The following is an 18,666-nucleotide window of genomic DNA, read 5'->3' as shown; positions in this document are numbered from 1 at the left end:
TGCCGGCAAGGTACAATACCGGTTTCCCGCCGGCCGGCGCCCCATGCAGCGGTGCCGGCTAAGCAGCAGCCCCTACCTCACCGCCTCCCCGACCGCTACGATCATGGCGCATTTCTCATGCTTCCCCGGCGCTTTGGCGCTTTCCGCCTTCCGTCAGCAACGCCTGCTCACCGCCCTGCGGCAGATCGACGCCGATATTGAATCGGTGCATGGCCAGTTCCTGCACTTTGTTGACGCCCAGACGCCGCTGTCGGCCGAAGAGCAGTCCCGCGTGGCGGCGCTGCTGACCTACGGCGCCCCGTTCGCCGAGCAGCCCGAAGGCGACCGCTTCGTGGTGATTCCGCGCTTCGGCACGATCTCGCCGTGGGCCAGCAAGGCCACCGACATCGCCCATAACTGCGGCCTCACGCACATCCACCGCGTCGAGCGCGGCATCGAGATCACCGTGCTCTGCAAGAAGGGCCTGCTGCGCGGGCGCAAGACGCTGGACGCGGGCACCCGCGCCGCCGTCGCCGCGCACCTGTTCGACCGCATGACCGAGACCGTGGTCGCCACGCGCGATGACGCCGCCGGGCTGTTCCAGGAGTTGCCGGCCAAGCCGCTGCGCTTTATCGACATCTCGGCAGGGCGCAGCGCGCTGGCCGCGGCCAACGTCGAGATGGGCCTGGCGCTGTCCGATGACGAGATCGACTACCTGGTCGACGCCTACGGCAAGCTGGAGCGCAACCCGACCGACGTCGAGCTGATGATGTTCGCGCAGGCTAACAGCGAGCACTGCCGCCACAAGATCTTCAACGCCACCTGGACCATCGACGGCGTGCAGCAGGACAAGTCGCTGTTCGCGATGATCCGCAATACGCACCAGCTCAATCCGCAGGGCTCGATCGTGGCCTACTCGGACAACTCCGCGGTGATGGAAGGCGGCATGGCCGAGCGCTGGTTCCCGCGCGGCGACGACCACAAGTACGGCCGCCACGAGGCGCTGACGCACACGCTGATGAAGGTGGAAACGCACAACCACCCGACCGCGATCTCGCCGTTCCCGGGCGCTTCCACCGGCGCCGGCGGTGAAATCCGCGACGAGGGCGCCACCGGCCGCGGCGCCAAGCCCAAGGCCGGCCTGACCGGCTTCACGGTGTCCAACCTGATGCTCCCCGAGGCGGTCGAATCCTGGGAAAACGACCGTGACGCCGCCCAGCCGGTGACGCACCGCAACCCGGACGACAAGCCCGGCGTGACCGGCAAGCCAGACCGTATTGCCTCGCCGCTGCAGATCATGATCGACGGCCCGCTCGGCGGCGCCGCCTTCAACAATGAGTTCGGCCGCGCCAACCTGGGCGGCTACTTCCGCGTCTACGAGCAGAACGTCGGCGGCACCGTGCGCGGCTATCACAAGCCGATCATGATCGCCGGCGGCATCGGCAATATCGACGCCTCGCACACGCACAAGGACCCGCTGCCGGCCGGCACGCTGCTGATCCAGCTGGGCGGCCCGGGCATGCGTATCGGCATGGGCGGCGGCGCCGCCAGCTCGATGGCGACCGGCACCAATACCGCCGACCTGGACTTCGATTCGGTCCAGCGCGGCAACCCCGAGATGGAGCGCCGCGCGCAGGAAGTGATCAACGCGTGCTGGCAGCTGGGCGACGCCAACCCGATCCTGTCGATCCATGACGTCGGCGCGGGTGGCATCTCCAACGCCTTCCCCGAACTGGTGGACGGGGCCGGCCGCGGCGCGCGCTTCGACCTGCGCCAGGTGCACCTGGAAGAGTCCGGCCTGTCGCCGGCGGAAATCTGGTGCAACGAGTCGCAGGAGCGCTATGTTCTGGCGATCGCGCCGGACAGCTTCCCGCAGTTCCAGGCCATGTGCCAGCGCGAGCGCGCACCGTTCGCCGTGGTGGGCATCGCCACCGAGGAACAGCAGCTGCAGCTGGTCGACGCCAATGTCGACGCCACGCTCAAGGAGCACTACACCGTCAACATGCCGATGGACGTGCTGCTGGGCAAGCCGCCGCGCATGCACCGCGACGTCAAGCGCGTGGACGAGGCGCTGCCGGCCGTGGACGTGACCGGCATCGGCCTGGAGCAGGCCGTGCGCGACGTGCTGCGCCACCCGACCGTGGCCAGCAAGTCGTTCCTGATCAGCATCGGCGACCGCACCGTCGGCGGCATGAACGCGCGCGACCAGATGGTCGGCCCGTGGCAGGTGCCGGTGGCCGACGTGGCCGTGACCACGCTCGACTACCAGGGCAACGCCGGCGAGGCCATGACCATGGGCGAGCGCACCCCGCTGGCCGTGATCAACGCCCCGGCCTCGGGCCGCATGGCGATCGGCGAGGCGCTGACCAACCTGGCCGCCGCGCCGGTCAAAGACCTGGGCAAGGTCAAGCTGTCGGCCAACTGGATGGCGGCCTGCGGCGTGGAAGGTGAAGACGCGAAGCTGTACGACACCGTGCATGCAGTCGGCATGGAGCTGTGCCCGGCGCTGGGCATCAGCATCCCGGTCGGCAAGGATTCGCTGTCGATGCGCACCAAGTGGCAGGACGACGGCGTCAACAAGGAAGTGGTGGCGCCGGTGTCGCTGATCATCTCGGCCTTTGCCGCGGTGGACGACGTCAACCACACGCTGACCCCGCAACTGCGTACCGACGCGGGCGACACGGTGCTGATCGGCATCGACCTGGGCCGCGGCAAGAACCGCATGGGCGGCAGCATCCTGGCGCAGGTGACGCAGCAGGTCGGCGACAGCGCCCCGGACGTCGACAATGCCGAGGACCTGAAGAACTTCTTCAACGTGATCCAGCGCCTGAACCGCGAAGGCAAGCTGCTGGCCTACCACGACCGCTCGGATGGCGGCTTCATGGCCGCGCTGGCGGAAATGGCCTTTGCCGGCCACTGCGGCATCTCGCTCAACGTCGACATGCTGGCGCTGGACCCGCAGCAGGAGCAGGACTACGGCGACGCCAAGAACTGGGCCCAGCAGGTGGCCGAGCGCCGCAACGACCAGACCCTGCGCGCGCTGTTCTCGGAAGAACTGGGCGCGGTGGTGCAGGTGCGCATGGATGACCGCGACTCGGTCTTCGCCGTGCTGCGCGAAGCCGGCCTGTCGGCCTGCAGCCATGTGGTGGGCAAGCCCAACGCGACCGACCAGATCGAGGTCTACCGCGACGCCAAGAAGGTCTTCGGCGCCTCGCGCACCGACCTGCAGCGCAACTGGAGCGAAGTCAGCTGGCGTATCGCGCGCCTGCGCGACAACCCGGCCTGCGCCGACAGCGAGTACGACCGCCTGCTGGACGCCGCCGACCCCGGCATCAGCCCGGTGCTGACCTTCGATGCTGCCGAAGACATCGCCGCCCCGTTCATCGCCACCGGTGCCCGTCCGCGCGTGGCGATCCTGCGCGAGCAGGGCGTCAACTCGCAGATCGAAATGGCGTACAGCATGGACCGCGCCGGCTTCGACACGCACGACGTGCACATGAGCGACCTGATCGCTGGCCGCGCCAACCTGGCCGACTTCACCGGCTTCGTCGCGTGCGGCGGCTTCAGCTACGGCGACGTGCTGGGCGCGGGCGAGGGCTGGGCCAAGACCATCCTGTTCAACGGGCAGATGGCCGAGCAGTTCGCGGCCTTCTTCAACCGCCAGGACACCTTTGCGCTGGGCGTGTGCAACGGCTGCCAGATGATGAGCAACCTGGCCCCGATCATCCCAGGCGCCGGTGCCTGGCCGCAGTTCACGCGCAACCAGTCGGAGCAGTACGAAGCGCGCTACGTGACCGTGGAAGTGCAGTCCTCGCCGTCGATCTTCTTCGCCGGCATGGAAGGCAGCCGCATCCCCATCGTTGTGGCCCACGGCGAAGGGTTTGCCGACTTCTCGCAGCAGGGCAATATCGACCAGGCCCATGTGGCGCTGCGCTTTGTCGACAACTACGGCGCGGTCACGCAGGCCTATCCGCTCAACCCGAACGGCTCGCCCGATGGCATTACCTCGGTGACCACCGTCGATGGCCGTTTCACCGTGCTGATGCCGCACCCGGAGCGCGTGTTCCGTGCCGCGACCATGAGCTGGGCGCCGGATACGTGGAAGCAGGTTGCCGACGGCGGCAGCCCGTGGATGCGGATGTTCCGCAATGCGCGGAAGTGGGTGGGGTAAGCACCAGCCCAGGGCCTGCGCCCTTCGTCCCGACCCAGAGCCACCGGCAGCGCCGGTGGCTTTTTAGTTTTTCGGCGATGCACGCCGCCAATGCGCGGATGGCGATGGCCATTTCGCTTCGCATCTTGGAATCTTCCGCATTTTCCGCCGTTTTTGCCCTGTTACTCTGGCGCTGACTCACGATCGGAAGCAGGGCTGGTCCCCTTGCAGCCGGGTCGTTTGAGCACGGTACGGTTGAATCGGAGATCCAGTCATGAAGCAGACGGCGCAGTCGTCCCCGGCAGTCGATGCAGACTATATGTTCGCCCCGGTCCCGCGCGATGCGCGCAGGCCGACCTGGAAGCAGGTGATGGTGTGGGTCGGGTTTGGCTACGTTGCCACCGGCCTGTTTATCGGCGGCACCCTGGCCGGGCCGGCGGGTGGCGCGGGCGTTTCCTTCCCCATGGCGTTGCTGGCCATCGCCATCGGCATGGGCATCCTGTTCGTGCTGACCTCGCTGCTGGGCGTCATCGCGCAACGAACCGGGCTGAGCCTGGCCCTGCTGTGCCGTTATGCCTACGGCGCCAAAGGCATGAACCTGCCGATGCTGGCGATGGGGCTGCTGACGCTGGGCTGGTTCTCGGCGATCACGGGCATGGTGGGGGATATCTGGGGGGCCTTCATTGGCAACCCGAGCGGCATCGTGGTGCTCGACCCGGGCCGGATGGGGTACCCCATCGCCCCCATTACACTGGAGGTCTTCGCGGCATGCCTGCTCTGCGGGCTGTTGTTCACCGCGACTTCCATGTCCGGCATGAAAGGGCTGGAGCGCCTGGCGGTGCCGGTGGCGCCCGTCATCATGCTGATCGCGGTGCTGGTCGGCATCGGCATGCTGGACGAGGGCGGCGGGCTCGGCAGTTTTATCGCGGCCTCCTCGCAGAAGAGCGGTTTGCCGCTATCGTCGGCCGTCACCATGCTGGTGGGGAGCTGGATTGCCGGCGCCATCATGGGCGTCGACCTGTTCCGCTTCAGCCGGAACGCCCGAGCGGTGTGGCTGGGCTCGGCAGCCTGCTTCCTGCTGACGAATCCGTTGCTCAATATCGTCGGCTATATCGGCACCGTCACCGTCGGCGAATACAACTATGTGTCGTGGATGCTGGAGAAGAGCTTCCTGCTGGCACTGGCGGGCGCGGTCACGTGGACCTTGTCGCTATGGACCACCAACGATGCCGAGCTCTATTGCAATGCGCTCTACACGGGTCCCGTGCTGCAGTCCTGCGGCTTCGGGGTCGGCAAGAAGCAGCTCGTCCTTGTGGCAGGCCTGGCCGGTACCGTGCTCGGCTCGCTCGGCTTCTACCAGATGTTCTTTTCGCACTTCATCAACTACCTCGGCATCATGGCGCCGCCGCTGGCCGGCCCGCTGCTGGCGGACTACTACGTCAAGCACAAGGGACGCTATGACGTTCGCGAACTGGATGCCCAGCCGGCGTTCAACCGGGCGGGCGTGGGCGCGGCGCTGACCGGCATGATGCTGGGACTCGGCCTTGAACTGAACCAATGGCTGGCCGCCTGGCCGAACGGCCTGGTGGCGCTGCTGGCCACCGTGCTGCTGTACTTGCTGTTGCACCCGATACTGAACGCGAAGCCGCGTCCGCTGGCGCAGAGGGCATCATGAAGAAGGTCTTCCTGAATGAATTCTCGACGGCCGAGCTCGAGGCGATGTTCGCCGCCGGTGACATCGACAGTGCGATCACGGTATTCGGCAGTTGCGAAAGCCATGGCGGCCACCTGCCACTGGGGCCAGACCTGTTCGTGCCCACCGAAGTGGCCGGCAGGCCGCGCAACGGCTCGAGCGCACCGTCGTGGTCCCGGGCGTGCCGTTCGGCACCTCGATGCATTACAACGCCAATCCGATGGCGATCTCGCTTCGCTTCGAGACGGTGACGGCCGTCGCCGAGGATATGTTCGAGAGCCTGCTTGCCTACGGCATCCGGCACATCTTTGTGCTGAACGGCCATGACGGCAATATCGCGCCGCTGGAAATTGCGCAGCGCAAGGTCAAGCAGCGGCATCCGGAAGCCGTGTTCGCCTATATGCCCGCCTGGTGGTACCTGGTCGGCAATCTGCTCGGGGACGGCTTCTTCGCCGAGTGGGATGGGCTGGGGCACGGCGGCGAAGGCGAAACCTCCATCACCATGGCGGTGCGCCCGGAATTGTGCGACCTGAGCAAGGCCGTGCGCCAGATGCCCGATGACAGCATCCGCCTTGGCGAGCGCGTGCAGATCATGTGGGATATCGCTGAAGTTTCCGCGACGGGCGCCACGGGCGATCCTACGCGGGCCAGCGCGGAGAAGGGCAGCAAGATGCTTGACGCCCTGGTGGGGCTGGTGGTCGGCAGTATCAGGCAGCTCGACGACGAAGGGTGGCGTTACGATCGCCGTCAGTAGCGGGCGAATAGTAAAGGGCGAATCAGTCCGGTATCGGCGCGCGCAAGCGTGAACTCCACGACGCATATGCATAAGTCAGCATCCGCCCGGCCTCGAAATCAGGGGGCGGCCTGATCTCGCCGCGAGCCTCCTTGTACGCCACCGCGGCGTGCAGGATCTTCTCGGGCGCGTAACGGTCACGCAGGGGGAGATGGGGATGGAGCCGGCGCCAGCCAGGGGCGGCGCCGTCCAGGGTCGCCCAGGCCAGTGCGCAATAGCACATGCCCCGGGACGAGAGATGCCAGAGTTGCCAGTAGCGGCCAGTCGACTCCACGCGCTGCATCCTTGTATATGACAGGACCGGCGGGGGCGACCGGACCAATGCTTACTGGATCCTGGCCTTGTCCTTCAGCGCCTTCATCATGGCCTGGAACTGCTCGCGCTGCCAGTTCTGGTCGCCCATCAGCATCTGCGTCAGCTGCGGCTTGACCTCTTCGAACGACGGGATCTTGGCGTCGCGCGTGTCAACCAGTTCGATGATGTGCCAGCCGAACTGGGTCTTGACCGGGGTATCGGTCATCTGGCCCTTCTTCAGGCCGGTCATGGCTGCGGAGAACTCAGGCACGTAGCTGCTGCTGTTGGCCCAGTCCAGGTCGCCGCCGTTGGCGGCCGAGCCCGGGTCCTTGGACGAGGCCTTGGCCATGTCCTCGAACTTGGCGCCGCCCTTGATCTTGGCGATGATCGCCTTGGCGTCGGCTTCCTTTTCCACCAGGATGTGGCGGGCGTGGTATTCCTTGCCGTTGCCGAACTGCGACTTGATCTTGTCGTACTGCTTGAGCAGCTCGGCGTCGCTGGCGCCGTGGGTCTTGACGTAGTCTTCGAACACCGCGCCGGCCAACACGTTCAGGCGAGCCTGTTCCAGTTGCTCCTGCACGTCGTCGCGCTGGGTCAGGCCGCGCTTGTTGGCTTCCTGGGAGAGCAGTTCGCGGTCGATCAGCATGTTGCGGGCGCGCGTGCGCAGCTCCGGGTTGTCGGGCTGGCCGGTGCCGGCGATCAACTTGTCCAGCTTTGCCGACGGAATGGCCTTGCCATTCACCACGGCGGCATTCTGGGCGAAGGCCGGCAGGCTGCCGGCAGCAAGCACAGCCGCCAGGCTGAACGAGAGGACGGTGGTCTTCATGGAATCAGGTCTGAGAGTTGCTGGAAGAATCGCGTGATTGCGCGAGGGATTGTGTGCGGGATTGATACTCTTGGTCGGTGAACGCAGTCACGGCGAGCGCGTGGATCTGCGTGGGGAACAGACCGCGCAGCGCATCATACACCATGCGGTGTCGGGCAACCCGGTTGTGACCTGCAAAGCGCTCGCTGACGATTGTCACGTCGTAATGTCCACCGCCGGACGCGGCGCCGGCATGCCCGGCGTGCGCCGCGCTGTCATCGCGCACGGCAAGGTGGCTGGGGGCGAGCGCTTCGCGCAGCATCGCCTCGATCGTGGCGGGATCGGCTGCCATCAATGGTTTCCTTGGTTTCGGGGGGCGGGAGCGGGCAGTCAGTCCTGGCTGTTCTCGGGCATGTGGCGCGACAGCCAGACGCTCTGCGCGACGATGAATACCAGCATCAGCCCCATGCTGCCGAACAGCTTGAAGTTGACCCAGGCCTCGGTCGAGAACTGGAAGGCCACGTACAGGTTGAGCACGCCCATGGCGGCGAAGAAGCCGGCCCAGGCGGCGTTGAGCCGCGTCCACACGGCATCGGGCAGGGTCACCTGTTTTTCCATCATGGCGCGGATCAGGTTCTTGCGCCAGCCGATCACCGAGCCCAGCAGCGCGGCCGCGAACATCCAGTACAGCACGGTCGGCTTCCACTTGATGAAGGTTTCGTTGTGCAGCACCAGCGTGGCGCCGCCGAAGACCCCGATGATCAGCAGGCTGACCCACTGCATCGGCTCGACCTTGCGGTGGCGGAACCAGACCCAGCCGATCTGCAGCACCGTGGCGCCAATGGCCACGGCGGTGGCGGTGTAGATGTCGGCCAGCTTGAAGGCGGCAAAAAACAGGATGACCGGGAACAGGTCGAACAGGAATTTCATGCGGTACCAGGTTGTGTCAGGCGTCCTTGCCGGAGCATTAGCGCTGCGGGTCGCGCCGGGGTTCGTCGCCGCTGCCGGCACCGTGGGCATCATCCGCCGCACGCTGTGCCGGGTCGCGATCATCGAATTTTAGCGCAGCCGAGTTGATGCAATAGCGCAGGCCGGTCGGGGCGGGGCCATCTTCGAATACATGGCCCAGATGGCTGCCGCATTCCTTGCAGCGTACCTCTACGCGCGTCATGCCGTGGCTGTGGTCGACATGCTCGGCAATCACCTCGCCGTTGATCGGGCGGAAATAGCTGGGCCAGCCGCAGCCGGCGTCGAACTTGGTGGCGGATTCGAACAGCGGCGTGCCGCAGCCGACGCAATGATAGATGCCATTGTCCCAGTGGTCCCAGTAGCGGCCGGTGAACGGGCGCTCGGTGGCGGACTCGCGGGCCACGCGGTATTCGATGTCGGAGAGTTGTTCACGCCACTCGGCGTCGGTCTTGGTGGTGGTCATGGTTTGTCCTCGCGGGTCTTCGTCTGAAGGGTTTCCTCAGGTCAGGCGTTGGTCGTGCGAACTGCGTGAACCTTACACCGGCTGGTGCCGGCGTGCAGGCCGCCTCACGATGAGCAGCTGACCTCCAGCCCCGACGCCCAGTCCGGCGGCAGCGCCGCGTAGTGCTCGGCCTCCGGCTGTTCGTCGAACGGTCGCGACAGCACCGCCAGCAACCGGTCCACTTCGCTGAAGTCCTTGTCGCGGGCGTACCGGATGGCGGTCTCGGCCAGGTGGTTGCGCAGCACGTATTTGGGGTTGACCGCCAGCATTTCCAGCTCGCGGGCGGCATCGTGCGATGGCTCGGCGCGCAGGCGCGCGCGGTAGTCGGCCACCCAGGTGTCGAAAGCGGCGCGGTCCAGGAACAGGTCGCGCACCGGCGCGTCGCGCGAGGCGTCGGTGGACGAAATGCCGCACAGCTTGCGCCAGAACAGCGTGTAGTCCACGCGCTGGCCGTGCAGCAGCTGGAACAGGCTGGTCAGCAGCGGCTCGTCGGACTTGTCGTCGCCGCCGGCGGGCGGGCGCAGGCCCAGCTTGGCGCGGTAGTGGCGGAAGAACGCGGCGGCGTAGCGGTCGCGGAACGGGTCGAGCGCGGCGCGCGCGGCTTCCACGGCGGCGTCGCGTGCGGTTTCCTGGTCGGATTCACCTGGCACCAGCCACAGCGGCAGCAGCGCCTGCGCCAGGCAGTGCAGGTTCCAGAACGCCACCTGCGGCTGCTGGCTGTAGGCATAGCGGCCCTGCGTGTCGGAGTGGTTGCAGATATGGTTGGCGTCGAATGCATCGAGAAAGCCGAACGGGCCGTAGTCGATGGTCAGGCCCAGGATCGACATATTGTCGGTGTTCATCACGCCGTGGCAGAAGCCCACCGCCTGCCAGTGCGCGACCAGGTCGGCGGTGCGCAGCGAGACTTCGCGCAGCATTGCCTGGTAGGGCTGGGCATCGTCGCGGCACGCGGGCATGAAGTTGTCGATGACAAAGTCCGCCAGCTTGCGCAGCGCGGCCACGTCGTCGTGCGCGGCGAAATGCTCGAAGTGCCCGAAGCGGATAAAGGTCGGCGACAGCCTTGTCACCACCGCGGCGGTCTCGATGGTCTCGCGGCGCACCGGGGCGTCCGAGCCCATGATCGACAGCGCGCGCGTGGTCGGCACGCCCAGTGCGGCCATGGCTTCGGAGCAAAGGTACTCACGGATCGACGAGCGCAGCACCGCGCGGCCATCGGCCATGCGCGAGTAGGGCGTCAGGCCCGCGCCCTTGAGCTGGATTTCCCACGGGCCGTTGGCGGTCTCGGCCTGCGTCAGGCGGATGGCGCGGCCGTCGCCGAGCTGGCCGGCCCAGACCCCGAACTGATGCCCGGAATACACGCTGGCGAGCGGGTCGGCCCAGTCCGGCACCTGGTTGCCGACAAAGGTCTCGATAAAGTCCTGCCGGCTGCCGATGCTGGCGTCCCAGCCGAGCAGCGCCGCCGCGGCCGGAGCCACCCCCACCAGGTAGGGTGACGGCAGCGGCGTGGGACGCAGGCGCGTGAAGAACTGCGCGCCGAGATCGGCGAAGCCGGGCGCGGTGCGAAAGGGCACGGACAGCGTGGCTGGCGTGGCTGCGTCGGTGGGCTGCGGAGCTTGTGACTGGGGCGTGTCTGGCATCGCGTAGGGGCGCCTCGGGGCGCAAGGGGGCGGTGCGAATTCCGTGCGGTCGTCGATGTGCCGGGAACCGTGTAAAGGTCGGTGCAGCGCGGCATGCCGAGGGCACGAAAATGCGATGGTGGCTAGGGAAAACGACATGTTGAGGCGCAACATGCCACGCAGTATTGTACGTCCTCAACGGCACTCGACTGCTCGACCGAGTGAATGCCGCCATGCGCCGCACGGTTATTTTCCTCCTTCAGTGCGCACATGAATCCGGTGCATGGACTTCCGCAGAATTGCGGCCCGACGACTAGCAGCACGCGACGACGGCAACACACAGCAACGCGACGACAGTACGGCAAGTGCACCACTGGATCGGCTCGATGCTGATTCCATGCATGCGAACGACCGCCAAAAAATAGTACGGTTGTTCGTTTTTCGGCGGGACAGACCACACCTCAGGAGGCAGGTACATGGCATTGATGGGTCAAATGATGAGCGCGCCGCTGCTCATTTCCTCCATCATCAAACACGCCGCGCGTTATTACGGCAGCACCGAGATCGTCTCGCGGCGCACGGAGGGCGACCTGCATCGTTATACGTACCGCGATTGCGAACTGCGTGCCCGCAAGCTGGCGCAGGCGCTGGGCGCACTGGGCGTGAAGCAGGGCGAGCGCGTCGGCACGCTGGCCTGGAACGGCTATCGCCACCTGGAGATCTACTACGGCGTATCCGGCATGGGCGCCGTCTGCCATACCGTCAACCCGCGCCTGTTCCCCGAGCAGGTCGCCTATATCGTCAACCACGCGGAAGACGGTTATATCTTCTTCGACCTGACCTTCCTGCCGCTGGTGGAAGGCGTCGCGCCGCATTGCCCCAACGTCAAGGGCTGGGTGGCGATGACCGACCGCGCGCATATGCCGGCCGAATCCAGGGTGCCGCTACTGTGCTACGAGGAACTGGTCGAGGCCCAGGACGGCAACTACGAATGGCCGCAGTTCGACGAGAACCAGGCGTCGAGCCTGTGCTACACCTCGGGCACTACCGGCAACCCCAAGGGCGCGCTGTATTCGCACCGCTCGACGGTGCTGCATTCGTATGCGTCGGCGATGCCGGACGCGCTGGGCTGCTCCGCCAGCGACGTGATCCTGCCCGTGGTGCCGATGTTCCACGTCAATGCCTGGGGCCTGCCGTATTCGGTGCCGCTGGTCGGTGCCAAGCTGGTGCTGCCGGGTGCCAAGCTGGACGGGGCCTCGGTCTATGAATTGTTCGAGCAGGAGAAGGTGACCTTCTCGGCCGGCGTGCCAACGGTGTGGCTGGGCCTGCTGCAGCACGTGCAGTCGAACAAGCTGAAGTTCTCGACTTTCCACCGCACCGTGATCGGCGGCTCGGCCGCGCCGCCGGCGATGATCCGCGCGCTCGAGGCGCTGGACGTCGAGGTGATCCACGCCTGGGGCATGACCGAGATGTCGCCGCTGGGCACTTCTTGCAAGCTGCTGGCCAGGCACCAGGGCCTGTCCGATGCCGACCGCCACAAGATCCAGGAAAAGCAGGGCCGCGTGATCTACGGCGTCGACATGAAGATCGTCGATGGCGACGGCAAGGAGCTGCCGTGGGACGGCAAGGCCTTCGGCGACCTGATGGTGCGCGGCCCGTGGGTCATCGACCGCTACTTCCGCAACGATGCCAGCCCGCTGGTCGACGGCTGGTTCCCGACCGGCGACGTCGCCACCATCGACGCCGACGGCTTCATGCAGATCACCGACCGCAGCAAGGACGTGATCAAGTCCGGCGGTGAATGGATTTCGTCGATCGATATCGAGAACGTCGCCGCCGCGCACCCGGCGGTGCATATGGCGGCCTGCATCTCGGCCTACCACCCCAAGTGGGACGAGCGCCCGCTGCTGGTGGTGGTGAAGAAGCCCGGCGCCGAGGTCACCCGCGAGGAACTGCTGCAGTTCTTCGAAGGCAAGGTCGCCAAGTGGTGGATTCCTGACGACGTGGCCTTTGTCACCGAGATCCCGCTGACCGCCACCGGCAAGATGCAGAAGCTCAAGCTGCGCGAGCAGTTCAAGGACTACAAGCTGCCGACTGCCTGAGGCCGGCACACCCGCAGTCCGGTGCGCCATGCCAGCTTGCGGCGTGGCGTATCCGGGGCGGGCCGGGCGCGCGACGGTTGGCGCGCCCGGCCCGCCGCCATCAACGACAAGCCAACGAAAAGAATGAAGGAGACAGGTATGACCAAGATGCGTCCGCTGGTGGCCGGTGTGGCCATGTTTGCCGCAGTCGGTTCTGCGCTGGTTTCGGGTACCGCATTCGCGGATACGGTGAAGATCGCCTTTATCGATCCGTTGTCGGGGCTGATGGCTCCCGTTGGGCAGAACCAGCTCAAGAGCTGGCAGTATGTTGCGGACATGGCCAACCAGAAGGGCTGGGCAGGCGCGCACAAGTTCGAGGTGGTGGGCTTCGACAACAAGCTGTCGCCGCAGGAAAGCCTGACCATCCTCAAGCAGGCGGTCGACCAGAACATCCGCTATATCGTGCAGGGCAACGGCTCGTCGGTCGGGATGGCGCTGGAGGACGCGGTGGCCAAGCACAATGAGCGCAATCCGGGCAAGGAAATCGTCTACCTGAACTACGCCGCGGTGGACCCGGACATGACCAATTCCAAGTGCAACTACTGGCATTTCCGGCTCGACGCCAACTCGGACATGAAGATGGAGGCGCTGACCACCTTCCTGGCCAAGGACCCGAACGTCAAGAAGGTCTACCTGATCAACCAGAACTACTCGTTCGGCCACCAGGTGGCGCGCGCGGCCAAGGACTACCTGAAGCGCAAGCGCCCGGACATCCAGATCGTGGGTGAAGACCTGCATCCGCTGGCACAGGTCAAGGACTTTGCCCCGTATGCCGCCAAGATCAAGGCCTCGGGCGCCGACACCGTGATCACCGGCAACTGGGGCAGCGACCTGGCCCTGCTGATCAAGGCGGGCAAGGACGCCGGCCTGACCACCAACTACTACACCTACTACGCCGGCACCACCGGCGTGCCCACGGCGATGGGCGCGACCGGCGCCGAGCACGTCAAGTACGTCGGCTACTACAACCCCAACAACAAGGGCTTCAAGGGTGCCGACGTCATCGAGGGCTTCAAGAAGAAGTACAACGACGACTTCTACGTGATGGCCTCGTACACCGGCATCGCCATGCTGGCGAAGGCCTTCAAGGACAGCGGTTCGACTGATCCGGTCAAGGTCGCCAAGGCGCTGGAGGGCATCAAGGTCGACAGCATGAACGGCCTGGTCGAGATGCGCAACTCCGACCACCAGGCGCAGCAGCCGCTGGTCGTCGCCACCTGGACCAAGGTTGACGGCAAGGACGTCAAGTACGACCAGGAGAACACCGGCTACGGCTGGAAGACCAACGCGCTGATGGACCAGTACGTGTCGGCCCAGCCGACCTCCTGCCAGATGAAGCGGCCGGGCTGATCCTGCCCGGGACGGGCCGGTCACGCTGACAAAGTGGCCGCCCGGCCTGCATACTTCCGGTCTTTCCGGCCGTAATTTCGGTCTTTGTTTCGGACGATAACGGGGGGCGTCCGGGGGCGTTGTCCGCCCCCGGAGGGGGCGCTCACCCTCAATCCACCCGGACGGATGCCGGCTTGCCCACGCATGGCGGCACCAGCTTGAAGGACACGCTGTGGAATTCTTCATCATCTCACTGCTGAACGGCATCAGCTACGGGCTGCTGCTGTTCATGCTCTCATCGGGCCTGACGCTGATCTTCAGCATGATGGGCGTGCTCAATTTCGCGCATGCCAGCTTCTACATGCTGGGCGCCTACTTTGCCTACACCATCGCCAGCAAGGTCGGCTTCTGGCCGGCGCTGATCTTCGCGCCGCTGCTGGTGGCCGGAGCGGGCGCACTGGTGGAGCGTTTCGGCCTGCGCACGGTGCACAAGTACGGCCACGTGGCCGAACTGCTGTTCACCTTCGGCCTGGCCTACCTGATCGAAGAGGGCGTCAAGCTGGTGTGGGGCCTGGCGGCGGTGCCGTACCGGATTCCCGCGGAACTGGACGGCCCGCTGTTCACCGTGTTCACCTCATCCTTCCCCAAGTACCGCGCCTTCATGATGCTGGTGTCGCTGGGCATGCTGGTGGCGATCTACCTGGTGCTGACGCGCACCCGCATCGGCCTGGTGATCCAGGCCGCGCTGACGCACCCGGAGATGGTCGAGGCGCTGGGCCACAACGTGCCGCGCGTGTTCATGATGGTGTTTGGCGGCGGCGCCGCGCTGGCCGGGCTGGCCGGCGTGATCGGCGGCAATGCCTTCGTCACCGAGCCGTCGATGGCGGCGGCGGTCGGGTCGATCGTGTTCGTGGTGGCGGTGGTGGGCGGCATGGGATCGCTGGTAGGCGCCTTTATTGCGTCGATCCTGATCGGCGTGCTGCAGACCTTCGCGGTCACCATCGACGCCTCGCTGGCGGGCCTGATGACCAGCCTCGGGCTGGCCGTCAGCGACGCCACGCCGTTCTATGCCTTGTGGAAGCTCACGGTGGCCCAGGTGGCGCCGGTGCTGCCATACCTTTTGCTGGTGGTGATGCTGATCTTCCGCCCGCGTGGACTGATGGGAACCCGGGAGAGCTGACGCCATGGAGCGAGCGATGCAACAACCTCGCGAGCCGGTGGTGACCGGCCGCACCCTGCGCTACCGGCCGCTGAACCTGGTGCGCTGGATCATCTGGAGCCTGACCGTGCTGGTCATGCTGGTGATGCCACTGATCTTCACCGGGGGCTTCGCCATTACGCTGATGTCGCAGATGGGCATCATGATCATCTTCGCGCTGTCGTACAACATGCTGCTCGGGCAGACCGGCATGCTGTCGTTCGGTCATGCGGTGTATGCGGGCCTGGGGGCCTTTATCGCCGTGCATGTGCTGAACATGATCGGCGCGGGCAAGGTGTGGCTGCCGGTGTCGATGCTGCCGCTGGTGGGCGGGCTGGCCGGCGCCTTCTTCGGCGTGATCTTCGGCTATGTCACCACCAAGCGGTCCGGCACCACGTTTGCCATGATCACCATGGGCATCGGCGAGATGGTGTTCGCCAGCTCGCTGATGTTCCCGGAGTTCTTCGGCGGCGAGGGCGGTATTTCCACCAACCGCGTGGTCGGCGATCCGTTCCTGGGCATCACCTTCGGGCCCGGGCGCCAGGTCTACTACCTGATCGCGGCGTGGTGCCTGCTGTCGATGGTGGCGATGTACGCCTGGACGCAGACGCCGCTGGGCCGCATCGCCAACGCCGTGCGCGACAACCCCGAGCGGGTCGAGTTCATCGGCTACAACACCCAGCGCGTGCGTTACCTCGTGCTGATCCTGTCGGCGTTCTTCGCCGGCATCGCCGGCGCGCTGGGCGCCATCAACTTCGAGATCGTATCGGCCGAGAACGTCAGCGCGGTGCGCTCGGGCGGCGTGCTGCTGGCGGTGTTCATCGGCGGCGCTGGCGTGTTCTTCGGGCCGGTCATCGGCGCGGTGGTGTTCGTGCTGTTCGCGGTGGCGCTGTCGGACCTGACCAAGGCCTGGCTGCTGTACCTGGGCCTGTTCTTCGTGCTGATGGTGATGTTCGTGCCGGGCGGGCTGGCCAGCCTGCTGCTGATGCAGATGCCGCTGCTGGGCAAGGGCAGGCTGGGCCGCATGCTGCCGTCGTATGCGCGTGCGGGCGGGGCCGGCGCGGTGTTGCTGCTGGCCATGATCCTGACGGTCGAACTGGTCTACAAGGTGCAGGTCGACAGCGCCAACGGCACCGCGATGTCGCTGTTCGGCGTCGGCTTCGATGCCGCAGCCTGGACCCCATGGCTGGTGGCGGCGGTGCTGTGGGCGGTGGGGCTGGCCGCGTGGCGGCTGGCGGTGCGCGCCGCGCGCGCGCAGTGGGACAAGGTGCAGGCAGAGATCGCAGGAGGCAGGGCATGAGCGCGGCGGCACTGGAACTGACCGATGTACGCAAGAAGTTCGGCCAGACGGAGATCATCCGCGGCGTCAACCTGAGCATCCCGAAGGGTGAGCGCCATGCGCTGATCGGCCCGAACGGGGCCGGCAAATCGACCACCTTCAACCTGATCTCGGGCCGCTTTGCACCGACGAGCGGAACGGTGCGCCTGAACGGCGAGGAGATCGGCGGGCTGCAGCCCTTTGTCATCAACCGCATGGGGCTGTCGCGCAGCTTCCAGATCACCAATATCTTCCACCGGCTGACGGTGTTCGAGAACCTGCGCTGCGCGGTGCTGTGGTCGCTCGGCTACAAGTATTCATTCTGGCACCGGCTCACCGGCCTGCGCGACGCGCGCGAGCGTGCCGACGAAGTGCTGGAGCTGATCGGCATGCAGCATCGCCGCGATACCCAGGCGGGCTTGCTTACCTATGCCGAGCAGCGCGCGCTGGAGATCGGCATCACCATCGCCGGCGGCGCCGAGGTGATCCTGCTGGACGAACCCACCGCGGGCATGAGCCGCTCCGAGTCGGACCATGCGGTCGAGCTGATCCGCAAGGTCACCGTGGGCAAGACGCTGGTGATGGTGGAGCACGACATGAGCGTGGTGTTCGGCCTGGCGGACCGGATCTCGGTGCTGGTCTATGGCGAGGTGATCGCCACGGATACCCCGCAGGCCATCCGCAACAACCGCAAGGTCAAGGAAGCCTACCTGGGCACCACGCTGGACGAAGACATCACCGAAGGAGCGCACTGATGGGCAAGCGCATGCTGGACGTGACGGACCTGCACGCCTACTACGGCAAGAGCCATATCCTGCACGGCGTGGATGCCCATATCGATGAAGGCGAGATCGTTGCGCTGCTGGGGCGCAACGGGGTGGGGCGCTCGACCATGGCCAAGGCCATCCTGGGCATGGTCAGGGCCGAGGGCTCGGTGAAGTTCCGCGACGAAGAGATCCTGGGCCGGCGCACCTTCGAGATCGCGCACCTGGGGATTGGCTATGTGCCGGAGAACCGGGATATCTTCCCGACGCTGACCGTGCGGCAGAACCTGCTGCTGGGCGAGAAGCGCAACCCGCGGCAGGCCAAACCGCGCTGGACCGTCGAGGACATGTACAACATGTTCCCGCGGCTCAAGGAGCGCGAGAACACCTCGGCCGGCGTATTGTCAGGCGGCGAGCAGCAGATGCTCACGCTGTGCCGCACGCTGATGGGCGACCCGGACCTGGTGCTGATCGACGAACCCACCGAAGGGCTGGCGCCGATGATCGTGACGCTGGTGGGGGACTACCTGAAGACGCTGAAGGAGCGTGGCATTTCCGTGCTGCTGATCGAGCAGAAGCTCGCCATCGCGCTGGATATTTCGCAGCGGGTGTATGTGATGGGGCACGGGCATATTGTGTTCGAGGGGACGCCGGCGGAACTGAAGGCCAATGCGCAGGTGCGCAAGGAGTGGCTGGAGGTTTGAGCCAGACCAGATGTGCTCTCCCTTTCCCGCAAGCGGGCGAGGGGGGCAAATCGCTTACAGGCTCACGTCACCATACGGATAGAAGTCCTTCAGTCGAAGGTTGCCGTATTGAAGCCCATCGAGCCGGGTCGTGCCGAGAAATGGCTCGCCAGGCTCCGTCACGATGATTGTCTTCGCGAAGCCGCCGTCATCGAAACTCTGGCGGAAATGCACGCGGGACTTGATGACGAACACCTTATAGGCTGACAGGTCCGCGCCCAGGTCGGTAATCTCCGTGAGCTCCTTAACCCGAACTTTGACTTCTCGAATAGCCGGAACCCGCATCGGCGCTGGGTTTCGGCTATTTTTGAGGCTATTATGTAGCCATGTAAATTAGTATTTATCTATTGCGTTTCAGCAGATTTATGCTTG

The 18,666-nt window shown here is 65.7% G+C and carries 17 protein-coding genes; 10 read left to right on the top strand and 7 right to left on the bottom strand.

Annotation, left to right across the window (positions count from 1 at the left end):
• Nucleotides 1-103 precede the first annotated feature (103 nt).
• From purL to DN412_RS06340, 4 genes are all read left to right on the top strand, one after another.
• Entirely contained in the window at nucleotides 104-4,150 is a 4,047-nt protein-coding gene (gene purL, locus DN412_RS06350) for a phosphoribosylformylglycinamidine synthase (RefSeq protein WP_115013740.1), read from the top strand.
• Between the two features lie 253 nt (nucleotides 4,151-4,403).
• On the top strand, nucleotides 4,404-5,804 hold the full coding sequence (locus DN412_RS06345; protein WP_115013739.1) for a purine-cytosine permease family protein: 1,401 nt from the start codon (nucleotides 4,404-4,406) through the stop codon (nucleotides 5,802-5,804).
• Nucleotides 5,801-6,073, top strand: coding sequence for a creatininase family protein (locus DN412_RS44405; RefSeq protein ID WP_244222577.1), 273 nt, complete (start codon nucleotides 5,801-5,803; stop codon nucleotides 6,071-6,073). The genes DN412_RS06345 and DN412_RS44405 overlap by 4 nt, the downstream gene beginning before the upstream one ends.
• Entirely contained in the window at nucleotides 5,992-6,576 is a 585-nt protein-coding gene (locus tag DN412_RS06340; RefSeq protein ID WP_341868062.1) for a creatininase family protein, read from the top strand. Before DN412_RS44405 ends, DN412_RS06340 begins: the two co-directional genes overlap by 82 nt.
• 22 nt (nucleotides 6,577-6,598) lie before the next feature.
• On the opposite strand, the gene DN412_RS06335 is transcribed toward DN412_RS06340, so the two are convergent.
• The 6 genes from DN412_RS06335 to DN412_RS06310 all read right to left on the bottom strand — a co-directional run bounded on the left by DN412_RS06335 (nucleotide 6,599) and on the right by DN412_RS06310 (nucleotide 10,822).
• Entirely contained in the window at nucleotides 6,599-6,898 is a 300-nt protein-coding gene (locus DN412_RS06335) for a hypothetical protein (protein WP_115013738.1), read from the bottom strand.
• A gap of 42 nt (nucleotides 6,899-6,940) precedes the next feature.
• Entirely contained in the window at nucleotides 6,941-7,735 is a 795-nt protein-coding gene (locus tag DN412_RS06330; protein WP_115013737.1) for a peptidylprolyl isomerase, read from the bottom strand.
• A gap of 4 nt (nucleotides 7,736-7,739) precedes the next feature.
• Nucleotides 7,740-8,066 carry a BolA family protein gene (locus tag DN412_RS06325; protein WP_078196086.1) on the bottom strand — a complete coding sequence of 109 codons (327 nt, stop codon included), beginning with the start codon at nucleotides 8,064-8,066 and terminating at the stop codon, nucleotides 7,740-7,742.
• Nucleotides 8,067-8,104: 38 nt separating this feature from the next.
• The gene (locus tag DN412_RS06320) at nucleotides 8,105-8,644 is read right to left on the bottom strand and encodes a septation protein A (protein WP_078196087.1); all 540 of its coding nucleotides are present in this window, start codon (nucleotides 8,642-8,644) and stop codon (nucleotides 8,105-8,107) included.
• A gap of 37 nt (nucleotides 8,645-8,681) precedes the next feature.
• The gene (gene msrB / locus DN412_RS06315) at nucleotides 8,682-9,146 is read right to left on the bottom strand and encodes a peptide-methionine (R)-S-oxide reductase MsrB (protein WP_078196088.1); all 465 of its coding nucleotides are present in this window, start codon (nucleotides 9,144-9,146) and stop codon (nucleotides 8,682-8,684) included.
• A gap of 104 nt (nucleotides 9,147-9,250) precedes the next feature.
• Nucleotides 9,251-10,822, bottom strand: coding sequence for a protein adenylyltransferase SelO (locus DN412_RS06310; RefSeq protein ID WP_115013736.1), 1,572 nt, complete (start codon nucleotides 10,820-10,822; stop codon nucleotides 9,251-9,253).
• A gap of 455 nt (nucleotides 10,823-11,277) precedes the next feature.
• On the opposite strand from DN412_RS06310, the gene DN412_RS06305 reads away from it, so the two are divergent.
• The 6 genes from DN412_RS06305 (at nucleotide 11,278) to DN412_RS06280 (ending at nucleotide 18,255) form a co-directional block, all read left to right on the top strand.
• Nucleotides 11,278-12,903: a 3-(methylthio)propionyl-CoA ligase gene (locus DN412_RS06305; RefSeq protein WP_115013735.1), complete on the top strand. Its 1,626-nt coding sequence runs from the start codon at nucleotides 11,278-11,280 to the stop codon at nucleotides 12,901-12,903.
• A gap of 138 nt (nucleotides 12,904-13,041) precedes the next feature.
• Nucleotides 13,042-14,292 (top strand): branched-chain amino acid ABC transporter substrate-binding protein, encoded by a 1,251-nt coding sequence (locus tag DN412_RS06300; RefSeq protein WP_115013734.1) that lies wholly within the window; start codon nucleotides 13,042-13,044, stop codon nucleotides 14,290-14,292.
• Between the two features lie 211 nt (nucleotides 14,293-14,503).
• Nucleotides 14,504-15,451, top strand: a complete 948-nt coding sequence (locus DN412_RS06295) for a branched-chain amino acid ABC transporter permease (RefSeq protein ID WP_115013733.1) — start codon at nucleotides 14,504-14,506, stop codon at nucleotides 15,449-15,451.
• A 4-nt stretch (nucleotides 15,452-15,455) separates the two neighbouring features.
• Nucleotides 15,456-16,769, top strand: coding sequence for a branched-chain amino acid ABC transporter permease (locus DN412_RS06290; protein WP_115013732.1), 1,314 nt, complete (start codon nucleotides 15,456-15,458; stop codon nucleotides 16,767-16,769).
• The gene (locus DN412_RS06285) at nucleotides 16,766-17,542 is read left to right on the top strand and encodes an ABC transporter ATP-binding protein (protein ID WP_115013731.1); all 777 of its coding nucleotides are present in this window, start codon (nucleotides 16,766-16,768) and stop codon (nucleotides 17,540-17,542) included. The genes DN412_RS06290 and DN412_RS06285 overlap by 4 nt, the downstream gene beginning before the upstream one ends.
• Nucleotides 17,542-18,255 carry an ABC transporter ATP-binding protein gene (locus DN412_RS06280; protein ID WP_115013730.1) on the top strand — a complete coding sequence of 238 codons (714 nt, stop codon included), beginning with the start codon at nucleotides 17,542-17,544 and terminating at the stop codon, nucleotides 18,253-18,255. The genes DN412_RS06285 and DN412_RS06280 overlap by 1 nt, the downstream gene beginning before the upstream one ends.
• A gap of 54 nt (nucleotides 18,256-18,309) precedes the next feature.
• On the opposite strand, the gene DN412_RS06275 is transcribed toward DN412_RS06280, so the two are convergent.
• Complete coding sequence (locus DN412_RS06275) at nucleotides 18,310-18,489, bottom strand: hypothetical protein (RefSeq protein WP_133303028.1); 180 nt, start codon at nucleotides 18,487-18,489, stop codon at nucleotides 18,310-18,312.
• Between the last annotated feature and the right edge of the window lie 177 nt (nucleotides 18,490-18,666).

This window comes from Cupriavidus lacunae (assembly GCF_003353055.1).
Taxonomy (GTDB): Bacteria; Pseudomonadota; Gammaproteobacteria; order Burkholderiales; family Burkholderiaceae; genus Cupriavidus; species Cupriavidus lacunae.
This window is presented reverse-complemented; position numbering and strand designations above follow the sequence as displayed.

What these genes read in the sequence shown, in the direction of transcription:
- DN412_RS44405 (WP_244222577.1), top strand. Translation starts at nt 5,801, where the DNA reads ATGAAGAAGGTCTTCCTGAATGAATTCTCGACGGCCGAGCTCGAGGCG.
- DN412_RS06335 (WP_115013738.1), bottom strand. Translation starts at nt 6,898, where the DNA reads ATGCAGCGCGTGGAGTCGACTGGCCGCTACTGGCAACTCTGGCATCTC.
- DN412_RS06280 (WP_115013730.1), top strand. Translation starts at nt 17,542, where the DNA reads ATGGGCAAGCGCATGCTGGACGTGACGGACCTGCACGCCTACTACGGC.
- DN412_RS06305 (WP_115013735.1), top strand. Translation starts at nt 11,278, where the DNA reads ATGGCATTGATGGGTCAAATGATGAGCGCGCCGCTGCTCATTTCCTCC.
- DN412_RS06345 (WP_115013739.1), top strand. Translation starts at nt 4,404, where the DNA reads ATGAAGCAGACGGCGCAGTCGTCCCCGGCAGTCGATGCAGACTATATG.
- DN412_RS06290 (WP_115013732.1), top strand. Translation starts at nt 15,456, where the DNA reads ATGGAGCGAGCGATGCAACAACCTCGCGAGCCGGTGGTGACCGGCCGC.
- msrB (WP_078196088.1), bottom strand. Translation starts at nt 9,146, where the DNA reads ATGACCACCACCAAGACCGACGCCGAGTGGCGTGAACAACTCTCCGAC.
- DN412_RS06285 (WP_115013731.1), top strand. Translation starts at nt 16,766, where the DNA reads ATGAGCGCGGCGGCACTGGAACTGACCGATGTACGCAAGAAGTTCGGC.
- DN412_RS06300 (WP_115013734.1), top strand. Translation starts at nt 13,042, where the DNA reads ATGACCAAGATGCGTCCGCTGGTGGCCGGTGTGGCCATGTTTGCCGCA.
- DN412_RS06330 (WP_115013737.1), bottom strand. Translation starts at nt 7,735, where the DNA reads ATGAAGACCACCGTCCTCTCGTTCAGCCTGGCGGCTGTGCTTGCTGCC.
- DN412_RS06325 (WP_078196086.1), bottom strand. Translation starts at nt 8,066, where the DNA reads ATGGCAGCCGATCCCGCCACGATCGAGGCGATGCTGCGCGAAGCGCTC.
- DN412_RS06320 (WP_078196087.1), bottom strand. Translation starts at nt 8,644, where the DNA reads ATGAAATTCCTGTTCGACCTGTTCCCGGTCATCCTGTTTTTTGCCGCC.
- purL (WP_115013740.1), top strand. Translation starts at nt 104, where the DNA reads ATGGCGCATTTCTCATGCTTCCCCGGCGCTTTGGCGCTTTCCGCCTTC.
- DN412_RS06310 (WP_115013736.1), bottom strand. Translation starts at nt 10,822, where the DNA reads ATGCCAGACACGCCCCAGTCACAAGCTCCGCAGCCCACCGACGCAGCC.